Origin of the sequence: Colwellia hornerae (genome assembly GCF_007954355.1) — a bacterium.
Classification (GTDB): domain Bacteria; phylum Pseudomonadota; class Gammaproteobacteria; order Enterobacterales; family Alteromonadaceae; genus Colwellia_A; species Colwellia_A hornerae.
The window spans coordinates 160,976-174,750 of record NZ_VOLR01000006.1 but is presented as its reverse complement, the minus strand read 5'-3'; the positions used below and the strand labels follow the sequence as shown (position 1 = coordinate 174,750).

At 38.9% G+C, this 13,775-nt stretch carries 9 protein-coding genes; 4 read left to right on the top strand and 5 right to left on the bottom strand.

Going from position 1 to position 13,775, the window contains the following annotated elements; all coding sequences use genetic code 11:
* Positions 1-17: 17 nt before the first annotated feature.
* The 4 genes from ESZ26_RS05975 to hutC all read right to left on the bottom strand — a co-directional run bounded on the left by ESZ26_RS05975 (position 18) and on the right by hutC (position 5,119).
* Complete coding sequence (locus ESZ26_RS05975) at positions 18-470, bottom strand: NfeD family protein (protein WP_170246319.1); 453 nt, start codon at positions 468-470, stop codon at positions 18-20.
* 546 nt (positions 471-1,016) lie between these two features.
* Positions 1,017-2,561, bottom strand: a complete 1,545-nt coding sequence (gene hutH / locus ESZ26_RS05970) for a histidine ammonia-lyase (RefSeq protein WP_190278385.1) — start codon at positions 2,559-2,561, stop codon at positions 1,017-1,019.
* Positions 2,562-2,649: 88 nt separating this feature from the next.
* Complete coding sequence (hutU, locus tag ESZ26_RS05965; protein ID WP_211361205.1) at positions 2,650-4,332, bottom strand: urocanate hydratase; 1,683 nt, start codon at positions 4,330-4,332, stop codon at positions 2,650-2,652.
* Between the two features lie 64 nt (positions 4,333-4,396).
* Positions 4,397-5,119, bottom strand: coding sequence for a histidine utilization transcriptional repressor HutC (gene hutC / locus ESZ26_RS05960; RefSeq protein ID WP_146798833.1), 723 nt, complete (start codon positions 5,117-5,119; stop codon positions 4,397-4,399).
* A gap of 236 nt (positions 5,120-5,355) precedes the next feature.
* Here hutC and hutI point away from each other — a divergent pair, with 236 nt between their 5' ends.
* Both hutI and ESZ26_RS05950 read left to right on the top strand, forming a co-directional pair.
* Positions 5,356-6,591, top strand: a complete 1,236-nt coding sequence (gene hutI / locus ESZ26_RS05955; protein ID WP_146798832.1) for an imidazolonepropionase — start codon at positions 5,356-5,358, stop codon at positions 6,589-6,591.
* A 232-nt stretch (positions 6,592-6,823) separates the two neighbouring features.
* Entirely contained in the window at positions 6,824-8,923 is a 2,100-nt protein-coding gene (locus ESZ26_RS05950; protein ID WP_170246318.1) for an EAL domain-containing protein, read from the top strand.
* A 51-nt stretch (positions 8,924-8,974) separates the two neighbouring features.
* Here ESZ26_RS05950 and rraA read toward each other — a convergent pair whose 3' ends face one another.
* Positions 8,975-9,460, bottom strand: a complete 486-nt coding sequence (gene rraA / locus ESZ26_RS05945; protein ID WP_146798830.1) for a ribonuclease E activity regulator RraA — start codon at positions 9,458-9,460, stop codon at positions 8,975-8,977.
* A gap of 267 nt (positions 9,461-9,727) precedes the next feature.
* Between rraA and ESZ26_RS05940 the strand changes: the two genes are divergently transcribed.
* The gene (locus ESZ26_RS05940; RefSeq protein WP_146798829.1) at positions 9,728-11,728 is read left to right on the top strand and encodes a putative bifunctional diguanylate cyclase/phosphodiesterase; all 2,001 of its coding nucleotides are present in this window, start codon (positions 9,728-9,730) and stop codon (positions 11,726-11,728) included.
* 110 nt (positions 11,729-11,838) lie between these two features.
* Positions 11,839-13,698: a methyl-accepting chemotaxis protein gene (locus ESZ26_RS05935; RefSeq protein ID WP_146798828.1), complete on the top strand. Its 1,860-nt coding sequence runs from the start codon at positions 11,839-11,841 to the stop codon at positions 13,696-13,698.
* The last annotated feature ends 77 nt before the right edge of the window (positions 13,699-13,775 follow it).

Sequence of the window (13,775 nt, the reverse complement as noted above, 5' to 3'; positions counted from 1 at the left end):
TGATAATTTTGCTGTTGTTACTTTATTGGTTCAACAACCAAAGATATATTTTCTTTACAAACAATAGTGGCGTGGCTACCTTTTTGTAACTCTGAACCATCGCTCAGTGCTGTCCAAGTAGTGCCTTGAAACTCTACGCGACCAGCATGAGTGCCAGGACCAATTTTTTCTATAACCGTTACTTCTTTACCATAGATATCGAGTTCTTCATAAATATTATCAATGGTATATTCACCACTAAAAAAACGCTCAGTGACAAAATAAAGCACAAACAGTAGAAATGAAGCAAGAATAAACCAAGTTGTTAAAGTAAGAGTCCAAGTGTCGAGTAATTGCTGTTGTACACCAATAGCGACTAATAATGAGGCAATACCTAAATTTAAGAGTATGCCACCGGGAACAAAAATTTCTGCACAAGCAAATAATATCGCTAAAACAATCCACGTTTCAAAGAAAAGTATGTACTCCACAGCTAACTCCTTGTCATTAATAGATCAATAGATTAACAGGTTAAAAAAATATAGATACTGTTGTTATCCTATTATCAAGAGGTAAATTTTATGATCACTTCTGTAAAAATAAAGTTAGCAAGCGCGACATATTATGTCAAGTGTTGTTGGGTTATATTTTATGGTTGAGGTTGTCTTATTTAGGTAATTACCCGCGCGTTAGTCGTTCCTGGCATTCACTGATATCATCGTCACAGGCATCGACATACAGGAAAGTATTAATGTCATGAAGGCATGGATGGCTAGTAGTGGTGATGCTACGTTCTATCTTTAGCAGGGATGAAGTGGTGAACATCGCCGTTTTTTCACATCCATGTGATCACGGCATACCGTTCATCCTGAACATCGCCGTTTTTTCACATCCATATGATCACGGCATACCGTTCATCCTGAACATCGCCGTTTTTTCACATCCATATGATCACGGCATACCGTTCATCCTGAACATAAAAAGCCCGTGAACTTTCATTAACGGGCTTTACTTATTTTGACTGTTTTTGTCAAATACTAGAAGCTTGGTAGTATGCCTGCAGGTATTAATTGGTTTAACTCACCATCAGCAATAATATCTGAGGCTTGTGCAATATCGGGTGCAAAGTATCTATCTTTATCATAAAAGCTTACTACTTGGCGTAAAATAGCTTTTGCTAATTCAACTTTTTCAGCACCTTTAAGTGGTGCTCTAAAGTCTAAGCCTTGCGCGGCGGCTAAATATTCTACCGCTAAGACACCATTGGTATTTTCGGCCATATCAGCTAAACGACGACCAGCAAAACAAGCCATAGATACGTGATCTTCTTGGTTAGCCGATGTTGGTAAACTATCGACAGAAGCAGGGTGAGCTAAAGATTTATTTTCTGAAGCTAAAGCTGCTGAGGTCACTTGAGCAATCATAAAACCCGAATTAACACCGCCGTTATCAACAAGAAATGGGGGTAGTTTACTTAAGTTTGCATCAATCAATAGTGCCATTCTACGCTCAGACAATGAACCAATCTCGGCAATGGCGAGTGCTAAGTTATCAGCGGCCATAGCAACAGGTTCAGCGTGGAAGTTACCTGCTGAGATAAAATCACCTTCATTTGCAAAAACCAGTGGATTATCAGTAACCCCGTTTGCTTCAATATGCAGTACTTCAGCGGCTTGACGAATTTGTGTTAAACACGCGCCCATCACTTGTGGCTGACAACGCAATGAATAAGGGTCTTGTACTTTTTCACAGTCAACATGAGAGCCACCAATTTCAGAGTTAGTATCTAAAACATAGCGATAAGCGGTAGCTGCATCGATTTGACCTATTTGGCCACGTACTTGATGAACACGATCGTCAAAGGGTGCACGTGAACCTAATGCCGCTTCAACCGACATTGAACCAATAACCACAGCAGCAGCAAATAAATCTTCTGCGTGAAATAAACCTTCCAATGAAAAAGCCGTTGATGCTTGTGTTCCGTTAAGTAGCGCTAAACCTTCTTTAGCGGCTAACGTTACTGGTTCAAGACCTGCAATTTTCAAACCTTCGAGCGCGGTAATGACTTCACCGTCATGTGACATTTCGCCTTCACCGAGTAAAGGTAAAACCATATGTGAAAGTGGCGCTAAATCGCCGGATGCGCCAACCGACCCTTTTTTAGGAACACAAGGATAGACTTCGGCATTAAGTAAAGTGATTAATGCTTGAATGACCTTTAAACGTATGCCTGAAAAGCCACGTGACAATGAATTGATTTTTAAGACCATCATTAAGCGTACTGTGGCATCTTCCATGTACTCGCCAAAACCCGCTGAGTGAGAAAGTACGATAGAGCGCTGTAATAACTCTAACTCTTCGGTTTTTATCCGTGTACTTGCTAATAAACCAAAACCGGTGTTAATACCATAAACAACACGGTTCTCACGGATAACCTGTTGCACCGCTTCTGCACTTTGATGAATCGCATCAAAAGCACTTTCGTCAAGGCTATATTGAATGCCTTCGTATTTAACAACGTTACGTAATTGCGCTAGGGTTAATTGCCCTGGAATAATATTTAATGTGCTTATATCTGACATGTTTTTCTCGTTAATTCTTAATCAATTCATTGAATGAGTTTTCTTTTATGTGGCTGTCTAGGTTATTAAATCAGCCACGAAGAAAAAGTTACTTACCGTTAGCGCCTTCAATCATAGGTAAATCAAGGCCTTGCTCTATTGCACAATCGACAGCTACATCGTAACCCGCATCGGCATGACGCATAACACCGGTCGCAGGGTCGTTCCATAAAACACGGCCAATACGCTGTGCTGCTTCGTCAGTTCCATCAGCCACAATAACCACACCTGAATGTTGGCTAAAGCCCATACCAACACCACCGCCGTGATGTATGCTTACCCAAGTAGCACCACCGGATGTTGAAAGTAGGGCATTAAGTAATGGCCAATCTGAAACAGCATCTGAGCCATCTAACATACTCTCAGTTTCACGGTTCGGTGAAGCAACTGAGCCTGAATCTAAATGGTCACGACCGATAACAACGGGGGCAGAAAGTTCTCCACTTTTCACCATTTCGTTAAAGGCTAATGCTAAGCGTGCACGGTCTTTTAAGCCGACCCAGCAAATACGTGCTGGTAAACCTTGAAAGTCGATGCGCTCGCGCGCCATATCTAACCAATTGTGTAAATGAGGATTATCGGGAATTAATTCTTTAACTTTTGCATCTGTTTTATAGATGTCTTCTGGATCGCCAGATAATGCAACCCAACGGAATGGGCCGATGCCCTCACAAAATAAGGGGCGAACATAGGCAGGCACAAAACCGGGGAAGTCAAAAGCGTTTTTAACACCTTCATCTAACGCCATCTGACGAATATTGTTACCATAATCTGTTGTTGCAGAACCTGCCGCTTGTAAGTCAAGCATGGCTTGTACTTGCACCGCCATCGATTTTTTCGCTGCTTTTACCACAAAAGCTTCGTCTTTTAAGCGCATTTCCGCTGCGTATTCCATGGTCCAATCTTGTGGAAGGTAGCCATTTAACGGATCATGTGCTGACGTTTGATCTGTGGTTACATCTGGTATGATACCACGTTTGACTAGTTCTGGAAAAACGTCAGCGGCGTTACCCAATAAGCCAACAGATATTGCTTCACCTTTCGCGCATGCGTCGTTGATCATGGCTAAAGCTTCATCTAAGGTTTTTGCTTTTTTGTCTACATAGCGAGTTTTGATACGAAAGTCGATACGCGTCTCATCGCACTCAACCACTAAGGCTGAAAAACCAGCCATAGTTGCTGCCAGAGGTTGTGCACCACCCATGCCGCCTAATCCGCCAGTAAGTACCCACTTACCTTTAGCGCTGCCGCCAAAATGTTGCTTGGCCATAGCGACAAAGGTTTCGTAAGTACCTTGCACAATGCCTTGCGAGCCAATATAAATCCAAGAGCCCGCAGTCATTTGACCGTACATCATCAAACCTTTTTTATCGAGCTCGTTGAAGTGTTCCCAATTACCCCAGTTTGGTACTAGGTTTGAGTTAGCAATTAAAACACGTGGCGCATTCGAATGGGTTTTAAATACACCGACCGGCTTGCCTGATTGCACCATTAAGGTTTCGTCATCTTCTAAGCGATTTAATACTTCAATAATTTTGTCATAACAAGCCCAGTTGCGTGCGGCACGGCCAATACCGCCGTAGACTACTAAAGATTGTGGGTGTTCAGCAACTTCAGGGTCAAGATTATTCATTAACATGCGTTTAGCCGCTTCGGTTAACCAACTTTTTGCGGTGATTTTGTTTCCGCGATCTGCTCTGATCACTCGGCTTGTATCTAATCTTGGGTCTATTGAGGTATTTTCGATAGTCATGATATTTTCCTAACTATGGTTTGTAAAAAGGATGATTATTTCTTTAGAACTTTAAGTGACTGCCTAAACGATACTTATTACCGGGAGAGGTTAATATCGCTAAACTGACCACCCCCTTACTTGACCAAGTACGACGTTTTACTTGCAAGCAAGGCATTGATTTATCTATATTGAGTAATTGGCAAATATTGGCTGCTGCTAATACCGCTTCAATTTCGTGTGTTGCTTCTGTTAATGGTGCTTCACTTGATAAGTATTCGTGAGGTGTTATTTGAGTGAAGTCTTGCTCTAAATAATTCTTTACTAAGGCGCTATTGACAAAACGTTGCTCGAGTTGAATCGCTTGGTCATTTTCAAAATGCAGCACTTCAGAGTAAAATACTGACACGCTATTAATTGAATTAGTTTTTAAGTTAAGTAAAATAGCAATTTCTTCATTAACAGCAACCGCTTTCAAGGTAAGCTGCTTAGCGTGATGTCGATGACCTCGCTCTTGAATTTCATCAGCGATATTACGAATCTCTAATAACGAAGACTGTGACTTAAAAGTCGCAACAAAAGTACCTGAGCCTTGTGAACGAATAAGTAGTCCTTGCTCGGTAAGCTCTTGCAAAGCACGTCTGGCTGTCATACGACTTACTGAAAATTGTTCAGCAAGTTCATTTTCAGAAGGGACTTTTGCATGTTGCTGCCATTCACCTGATTCAATTTTTTGGCAAATATGCTGCTTTATTATGGTAAATTTTGCTGTTTTTACTTTAGTCATGTTAATTCGCTAGGTTCTTGTTCATAAGACTATCATTAGTCTCTATCTTATAACTTGTATATACAATGTCATTTATTATCACTGATGTCAATAGTTGTATATACAAGCTTGCTTGTCTATTCTCTATCGCGTAAAGTGGCATTATCAGTAATCAGACATTACGCTTATGATACCGCCATCTTTTGATATAAACGCCGGTTATAAGCTTAGCGTTAAAATCACCTTTTGGATCTTTTATGACGATTAATTCCTCTGCTTGGCAAACCCTCTTCATTAATGTAAATCTAGCGACTATGACCGATGGCGCTAATAGCTATGGTGCCATTGAAAATGGAGCCATAGCAATAAGTGAAGGTAAAATTGCATGGTTAGGTGAGGAAGTTAATTTACCCAATTATGATGAAAAATCAGTGCACGTTATTGATGGCAATGGAAAATGGTTGACGCCTGGTTTAGTCGATTGCCATACTCATTTAGTTTATGGCGGTAACCGTGCCAATGAATTTGAAATGCGTCTACAAGGTAAAAGTTATCAAGAAATTGCTAATGCCGGCGGAGGCATAGTCTCAACAGTATCTGCAACACGTAAGGCCAGTGAGAGTCAATTATTAGCCAGTGCCTTACCTAGGTTAATAGCACTACATCAACAAGGTGTAACCAGTATTGAAATTAAATCGGGTTATGGCCTTGATACAGAAAACGAAATTAAAATGCTTAAAGTCGCAGGGCAATTAGCTGAAAAGCTTCCGGTTACTATAAAGCGCACTTTCCTGGGTGCTCATGCTTTACCGCTCGAATACAAAGATAAACCCGATGAATATGTCGACCTAGTCTGTAATGAAATGATACCTATCATTGCCAGAAGAAACTTGGCAGATGCTGTTGATGTTTTTTGCGAAAGTATTGGCTTTAGTTTAGCACAGACGGAACGGGTCTTTGCTGCCGCTCAAAAACATCATCTACCGATAAAAGTACACGCTGAACAGTTGTCGAACTTAGGCGGCACAGCATTAGCAGCAAAATATAATGCGCTTTCATCTGATCATATCGAATTTTTAGATGAAGCCGGTATTAAAGCCATGAAATATGCCGATATGACTGCAGTACTGCTACCTGGTGCATTTTATTTTCTTCGTGAAACCCAATTACCGCCAATGGTATTATTACGTAAGTATCAAGTACCAATGGCGATTGCGACCGATGCAAATCCGGGCTCATCACCCATTCATAATATTCAACTGATGCTTAATATGGCATGCACATTTTTTCGATTAACGCCGGCAGAAGCATTAGCTGGGGTTACTTGTTTTGGTGCTAAAGCACTTGGCTTAGCTAAGAATAAAGGTCAACTTGCGCTTGGTTTTGATGCTGATATTGCGCTGTGGAATATAGAGCAACCAGCAGAACTTTGTTATCAATTTGGCGTAAATCCACTGAGTGAATTATTTGTGGCGGGTAATAAAGTCATTTAATTTCATTAAATGGGCCGATGATAATTGTTTCTGCTGTAAGCCTAGTTAAAAACACCCTATACAAAATTCACTATATTGCTTAGTCTTAACATATACCCGTTATACTTCAATATGCAGGTTCGTCCAATGGTGTTTAGTTATGAACCCCTTTGGGCATTGCAATCATTGATCTCATGTCCTAGTTAAACTCATCGATCGTATGGGTTTGTTGCAATTAGGTAAAAGGCTTTATATGAAATATTTTCGCTCGACGCGTTTCTCGTTTACTGGTTTTTTGATGGTAGTGTTAAGCTTGTTTTTATTTTCGAGCACGGCACAAGCCGCCGCTTTTTCTTTCACTGAATTTAATATTGCCTTTGTGTTGGGGTTAATGTTTCCTGTTATATTAATCATCGCCTTAGTTAAGCCTTTAAAAAATATTCGTCTTCGTTATCCACTTTTGATCTCACTCAGTGTTTTATTGATGCTTTATGCTTTGGCTGAGGTAAAAAGCTATCAAAGTGAACTGATACTTTCATCAGCCATGGTGTTTTCTTCGGTATTATATTTTTGGTTACGAAGTACTTATTCAGCACCTGCTGAAAAAGTAAATTATTTACTCAATTTTATTGTCGTCGCCACAGCGCTATCTTTTGTTTTTAGTTTATGGCTTTTACCCAATATTGATGGTTATTTAGCCTGGCTGGCGGCAAGTTTAATGGTACTTGCATGTGCCTGCGTTGCTGTCCTTTCATCAAAAAAGATCAAAGATCCTAGTAGCATAAGGTTAGCGGTACAGTGGTTAATACATCTTTGTTTCGTGGTGATTCTTTTTGCATGGTTAAATGCTTTTATTAGTGTCACATGGTTAGTGTCGGCAATCGTTATTTCTTATTTAGCCGCTTTAGTCAATGGTTGTTGGTATTTGGTGCAGGCTGTTCGCACCGAGCTTAATCGACTTGATGGCACCAGTCAAAAAATACCATATTCACATTTATTAGACCCAGCAACAAATTTACCTTGTTATCAACAAGCCTTAGAAAGTCTCAATAATATTATAAAGCAGCAACCAAAAAGTCGCTTTGTGAGTATTGTTTTTAAGCCCGTGAACTTTCAAGCAGTTAATACTGTTTTAGGTCACCATAACTCTGATATTTTATTATTACAATTAGCGTATTGTTTACAGAAAAAAGTTGCTGAAAATATTTTATTGGTTAACTTTTCAGATGAACAATCACCGATAAAAATAGCTCGGCTACAAGGGTTACATTTTTTAGTGGTACTAGATCTAAGTACTGACAACTATCCGGACCATACTAAAGTTAATCAACTTTGTCGTGAGCTTACGGCGGCTGTGCCCAGTGCAATGAGCTTTAAAAGTTTTTCTCTGAATTTTGAATTGGCTTTTGGTGCGGCTTATATGGGGGAATATAGTCACAGTGTGAGTGAGGTTATTTCATTTGCTGAAGATGCCTTACTCGTTTCAGAACAAACCCAACAAGTTGTCAGTTACTTTGATCACAATAGTGCACTCTATACCGAACAACAATTGCAGCGTATGGAACAATTAAAACAAGACATTGCCGATGAAAAATTACATTGGTATTTACAACCACAAATAGGCTTAGCGAATAAAAAAGTATTAGGCTTTCAGCTGGAAGTGCATTGGTATAGTGATTCTCAAACACCGCGTGGATTACATCAATTTGTCGATATTGCCGAGCATAGTGGTGACATTTATTTGTTAACAAAACAGATGATCGTTGAAGCATGTAGGGCGATCACTCAATTACAAAAAGTAGGTTTTGAAAAGCCGGTAACCATTACCTTTGCCAGTAAAGAATTACTTGAACCAGCATTAATCGACTACATTGTTTTACAAGCAAAAGAATATGGTATTGAAACAAAGTCTTTAATTGTTGAGTTTAAAGAAGCGTTAATTTTAACTGCTAGCCAAAGAGCAAAAGCGATTATAGATCAGCTTAAATCTTTAAATATAAAGGTCGCGATAGGGGACTTTTCCGGTAGCTATGAATCACTTCGATACCTACGAAAACTGAGTATCCACCAAGTAAAAATTAATTGTGGTTTGTTGGGCGATAGTGATAATAATATTGAGAGTGGCAGCTCAGACAAAGCTATTGTTAATGCTCTGATTAATTTAACCCGGGCAATGAAATTACCCCTTATTGGCACCTCAATTAATAATAGTCATATTGAACAAGCATTTATGTCAATGGGGGGAGAATATGCGCAGGGTCGATACTTAAGTCGCGGCGTTGTTTTTGATGAAATTGAAATTTGGACGCAACGTTGGCAAGTACAATATCCACATAGTGAGCCAGCTAAATGAGCCCAATTTAAGTCATCGGGCGCAAGTTAGTGAATGCAAAGTCTAGATTATTTATTCAATATCTAATGGCTCAGGTGATAAAATAATCCCGGTATTGTCAGCATAAATGTGATCTTCAGGTAAAAATGTTACCCCAGCAAAGTTTATCGCTAAATCACTTTCGCCAATATCTTGGTCGCTAGCACCGACAGGAATAGCGACTAAACCTTGAATACCTAAATCGAGTTCTTCTATTGCATCTACGTCGCGGACGCTACCATAACAAATAATTCCTTCCCAAGCATTTTTAGCAGCCTGTTCAGCGATGTTAAAATCAATAAGTGCTCTACGTGTCGAGCCACCACCATCAATTACAAGGACTTTTCCTCGTCCATTTGTCGCCACAACTTGTGCTATTAGACCATTATTTTCAAAGCATTTAATGGTGATAACTTGACCGCCAAAAGAGCTGCGCCCACCATAATTACAAAAAATAGGATCAACAACATCAATTAAGTCGGCATAAATATTACAAAGCTCTGAGGTGTTGTATTCCATGATCTTTTCCTTAATTTTATGATTGAAAGCTTATACCCATACTACTAAACTTTTGCTCATAGCAACAGTAATCACCGAGTGAAAAATAAATTAATCGATTGTCTATTAGTATAGCTCGATGTATTTTAGCTACAACCGCTGTGTGAAATATATTCAGTGGTAAATAACCGTATAATTAACAAATAATCAGCAAATAATTATGACTGTCTTGTATTGCTAGACAAAAGAATATTTAATGGTTGCCCATAACTTAATAGAGAATATAACATGATAGGTGAAAAAAATTTTTACCACGGTCTATTGTTTTCTGTTGAAGCAATAATCTTTGGATTAATTGCGGCATTGCTTTTAATATATTATCGGGGGATAGGGCGACAGTATGTGACCTACTGGATGGTGAGCCTTTTTTCTTTAAGCGCACATCAAATCTGCCTTGCCATTGAAAGCCAACTTACCGATCTAAGTGTTGTCGCCTTAGAGAAAGTTATCCTTACCGGCCTTACTCAGCTCAGTCTTTATTTTCATCTCAGCGCACTGTTACTCGGAATTTACAGTGCAGTTTCAAAAAACATTATTTCAAAAAAAATCACCAATAGCACTTTTATATTCAGTACTTTACTCGCACTCACGGCAACCTTACTCTATGGATTTGAAGTTAACGAAGTTTATAACCGCTTTTACCTGCGAGAAAGTTTACCTGCATTTGTGATGGGCTGTGGTTTATTATTAACGGCATTTTACCTCTATAATTTACCCAAAAAATATTTCTCAGTACATATTTTTATCATTTACAGCCTTTTTATGGGTTTAAGATACATCTTGTTTTCCTTTCTTTCTATCGTACTTATCAATGAGTATTGGTTTAGACCATTAGCGGAAGTACTGATTTATTTCGATATGGGGGCTTTTACTTTATTAGCTTTTACTATGCTTATTTGGATGCAAGGGGCAGAGCGAAGCATTGCCACCTCTGCGATGAATAAGGCTCAATATTTAGGTAAGCACGATTCGTTAACGGGCGCGTTAAATCGACAACAAGTGATGGAGAAACTACCTCTAATCATCGAACAAACCGCCAGTAACCAACAAAATTTAGCCGTTTTTTTATTAGACATTAAAGGTTTTAAATTTGTTAATGATACATACGGCCTTAAGGTAGGGGATGCTATTTTAGGCGAAATAGCTCGTCGACTCGATGAAAGTATATTTTTACCGCAGGTGGTAGGACGCTTAAGTGGCGATTCTTTTGTCTTTATTATTGATGGTGTTGATGAAAAGCAGCAAGCGGCTGCAATAGAACATTTACACGGTTTAATTAGTCGTCCGTATCATATCAAACAACATAAAGTGTTATTACAATGTTCTGTTGGCTATTGCTTATATCCCGAGGACGGGAGATTAGCTGAAGATTTATTGCAAAAAGCCAATTTAGCCTTAGCACAAGCTGAAAGTCAAAATGTGGCGACGGTTAAATATAAAACTGGAATGCAATCGCATGGTCGAAGGTTGCTGGCCATGGAAAAAGAAATTCGTGATGGCTTTGAAAATAACGAATTTGTACTCTATTTTCAGCCGCAACTTAACTTATTAAATAATCGTATAGAAGGCTTTGAAGCGCTTGTTCGCTGGCAACATCCCGCACGGGGCTTACTACAACCGGCAAGCTTTTTACCTGATATTGAATCGCTTAACCTGCTTAGTGACCTTGACAGCTATGTGCTTGATCTAGCATGCCAAACCGTTGCACGTTTGCAAAAAGAATATCATCGTCGAGTGACTATTGCGATTAATATTACCGCTGTCGAATTTCAAGATCCGCAATTGATTGAAAATATCCAAGCCTTACTTTTTAAGTATCAAATTACGCCAAGATGTTTAGATTTAGAAATCACTGAAAATGTTGTGATGACAGAAATAGCAACGGCAATGGATACCATCGTTATTTTGCAAAATATGGGCATTAAAGTTTCAATTGATGATTTTGGTACGGGTTATTCCTCACTGGCTTATTTGCGTAAACTGCCTATCGACAAAATTAAAATTGATCGAAGTTTTATTGAAGAAGTGGCGAGTAATGATTCAGATTTAACGATTGTAAAATCTATGGTTGAACTTTCTCATGGTTTAGGTAAACGTGTGTTAGCAGAGGGCGTTGAAACTGAAGAGCAATTAAGGGTGTTACGTAATATTGGCTGTGACGCTGTTCAAGGATATTACATCAGTAAACCTATACCTGAAGCGGCATTAAAAAAATACTTTACCCGCTAATTAATCTTTTATAATTTCATATAAAATAAGCGATATAAATTTGTTACTAATTTTAGTTTTCTATCTATACTAGCAACTACTCATCTATTAATATTCTTAGGATCTCCTTTATGCTAATCAAGCACAAGCTTATTGCTAACACCGGTATTTTGGTTTTATCAATGGTCTTTATGTTGGGCTTACTTAATTTTACTATATCGTCTTTGGAAAGTGATATTAAAATTGCTCGAGAAATTGGCAATATTGAAGCTGATATTTTACAACTCCGTCGTAATGAAAAAGATTTTTTAGCCAGAAAAGATATCAAGTATTTCGATAGCTTTAGTCAAAAGTATACTGTGCTTATACAAGATATATATGCGCTTGAGCAAGCTTATCAAGCGATAGATAGAGATCTTCCTCAATTAAATAAGCTACGAGCAGTGTTAAATGATTATCAACAACTCTTTAAAGATTTAGTTGACGCACAGAAAAATCTTGGCCTATCTTCAACCGAAGGCTTATACGGTTCATTAAGAAAGGCTGTTCATGTTGTTGAAGAATCGATCGGTAATCATGATTATAAATTGTTGAGTAATATGCTGCAACTCAGACGTAACGAGAAAGACTTTATGTTGCGCCTCGATGTGAAATATGTCGACCGCTGGAATAATAATGCCAGTTCTTTTGTTGAAGACATTCAAGCAAGCGACTTATCAAGTGATGCTAAATCGCAAGCTATTGAGAATATATCTTTGTATGAACTAGCTTTTAAAGATTTTGTTGCTGGACAAAAACGTCTTGGCTTCACCGCTAAAGAAGGCCTAAAAGGTGAGATGCGCAAGGCTGTTCATCAAGTTGATGAAATTTTAGATAAACTGGTGTTACTGAGTAAAAGTGAGGTTGTAGAGCACACCAAATTTGTCGACTTAGTTGCCTACAGTGTCTTTTGTATCATATTAATTATTGCCATCAGTTTTGCCTTTTTTGTCAGTAGAAGTATTCTATTAAGCATAAACGAACTTAACGAAACGATGAAAAAAGTGGCTGATACGCAGGACTTATCGTTGACCGTATCTACTCACAGTGATGATGAACTGGGTGAAATGGCTACTATTTTTAATAATATGCTTAGTAAGTTCAGAAACTTAATCACGGCCGTTAACCTTTCCGTTGATACCGTGCACGAAGCAACGGATAGCTTATCAAAAAATATTCATCTTGCTCATGCGGGGGTTGATTCGCAAATTCAGCAAACGGATATGGTCGCCACAGCCGTCACTCAAATGGTCGCGACAGTTGATGAAATCGCTAACAATACCAATGCAGCAGCGAGTAAAGCTGAAGCAACCAACAATAATGCCATTAGTGGTAAAGAAGGTGTTGAGCAAACTATTGCGAAAATTGATGAGCTTTCTGAAAAGCTAAGGGAGTCAGAAAATATAGTGCATGAACTTGCTAAAGATAGCGATACTATTGGTTCAGTATTAGATGTTATTCGAGGCATAGCAGAGCAAACAAATTTATTGGCGTTAAATGCGGCTATCGAAGCGGCAAGAGCTGGAGAACAAGGGCGTGGCTTTGCTGTAGTTGCTGATGAAGTTAGAACGTTAGCCAGTCGTACTCAAGACTCGACACAAGAAATAGAAACAATCATTAGTTCATTGCAAGGACGAACCAAAGAAATAGTTTCTCATATGGCTATTTGCCGCACCCAAGGACAAGACAGTGCAGACCAAGCAAGCTCAGCGGGTAAAATGTTAGAAGAAATAACCCATGATGTTTCAACAATTATGGAAATGAATACGGCTATCGCATCAGCCATTCAAGAGCAAAGTACGGTTGCTTCTGAAGTTAATCAACATGTGGTTGAGATAAGAGACGTCGCTGAACAAGCAGGGCTAATATCTCATCAAAATGCCCAAATGAGTGAAGAATTATCTCAGCAAGCGGCTGTGTTGAATAACGAAGTGAGTCAATTTAAAGTTTAAGACCATGGCTTTTCTCTTGAAGATATTGAACCGGATATTTTCAAGAGGAAAATTTTACTTCGATGTAGTCATTACTG